This is a genomic window from Candidatus Burkholderia verschuerenii, assembly GCF_001189365.1.
Classification (GTDB): Bacteria; Pseudomonadota; Gammaproteobacteria; order Burkholderiales; family Burkholderiaceae; genus Caballeronia; species Caballeronia verschuerenii.
Map to the genome: position 1 here is coordinate 1 of NZ_LFJJ01000364.1, position 1541 is coordinate 1541.

The 1541-nt window shown below is 54.4% G+C and carries 1 protein-coding gene; it reads left to right on the plus strand.

The window, feature by feature from the left end; genetic code table 11:
• Positions 1–549: 549 nt before the first annotated feature.
• The gene (locus BVER_RS28895) at positions 550–1323 is read left to right on the plus strand and encodes a YoaK family protein (RefSeq protein ID WP_050456145.1); all 774 of its coding nucleotides are present in this window, start codon (positions 550–552) and stop codon (positions 1321–1323) included.
• Positions 1324–1541: the final 218 nt, after the last annotated feature.

The window sequence follows — 1541 nt, forward strand, 5'->3', positions numbered from 1 at the left end:
TCAGCTCAACGTCATGCCTCAACCTCTACTCGTGCGCTGCAGACCTGGCTGAGATGTGCGTTTACGTCTGCACCAGACTGCGTCGTTGGGTCCATTCCGGCAAATTCAATTTTGCAGGCCAGACTACGTAAGTCTCGCGTTACAGCGCGGCGAATGCAAAAACGAACTCAAAAGCTGAAGGCACGTCCGCGCGCTCGGCACAGTTCCTCGACGACCTATTGCGAGTCGCGCGCGATCTCTCGAGCGGCCGGTCGCGTCCTAGAAACCGGCTGCCTTTGCGCCAGCAGCCCGAGCTGGCGCAATTATTCGCCCCTCCGGCGGCCTCTGCCTCTTTACGATTCGACAGAGCAGATTGAAGAGATTAGTGGTGGAGCGTCCAGCCGTTAAATCAACTGCTCACGTTGATTCAACATTGGTTCTAGCGCCAAAGAAGAGCTTGGGAAACCATTAAGGCCGTTTCTGTGATCCGGACTCGAGAATTCCGACCAAGCCGCACTCGGGGCAGGATTCAATATAATATTGTCGGATGCCTTGTCCGAGTTTCACGCCATGCCCGTCGCCTACCTGCGCAGCCTCACGGCTCCTCACCGTTCTAACTCAAGCAATCGCCGTCTCGGATGTACGCTCGCGTTCGTCGCCGGTGCTACTAACGCTGGTGGCTTCCTTGCGGTTGGACAATATACATCGCATATGTCCGGGCTCGTATCGTCGGTAGCGGACAATTTGGTGCTCGGCCAGTTTGCCTTCGTCCTTTCGGCAGTAGGTGCAGTGGGAGCGTTTCTGCTTGGCGCCGCTACATCAGCGATTCTAATAAATTGGGGGCGCCATCGAAACACAACGAGCTTGTACGCAACACCGCTGCTACTCGAAGCGGCTTTGCTCCTCGTGTTTGGGTTCGTCGGTTCCAATCTCAGCCATCGTCAACTTCTGTACGTTCCGTTGACGGTGGCTTTGCTCTGTTATGTGATGGGACTTCAAAATGCCATGATCACAAAGATATCAAAGGCCGAGATTCGCACGACACACGTGACCGGCTTGATAACCGACCTTGGCATCGAACTAGGAAAGGCGATGTATTTGAACCGAGGCGTAATGCGACACGAGTCGCGATATGTACAGGCAAACCGTAGTCGCCTACTCCTTCTATCCTCTTTGCTCGGCATGTTTATTTTAGGCGGCATTGCGGGAGCGGTCGGATTCTCAAATATCGGCTTTTTGACGACTGTCCCGCTCGCAGCCTTTCTCTTGGCACTAGCTTTCATTCCGGTCGCAGAGGACATCACCGCCGCCCGACGGCGATACGGACGCACAAACGATCTCTGAAGAACTCCGTTCGTCTGTAAATTTTATTTTTGGATGCACCCGAATCAATTCGGAAGGCCCAGCGCTTGAAGACGCTCATGCTGATGCTCGGTAGTCTGGTCTGCAAAATTGAATTTGCCGGAATGGACCCGACGACGCAGTCTGGTGCAGACGTAAACGCACATCTCAGCCAGGTCTGCAGCGCACGAGTAGAGGTTGAGGCATGACGTTGAGCTGAA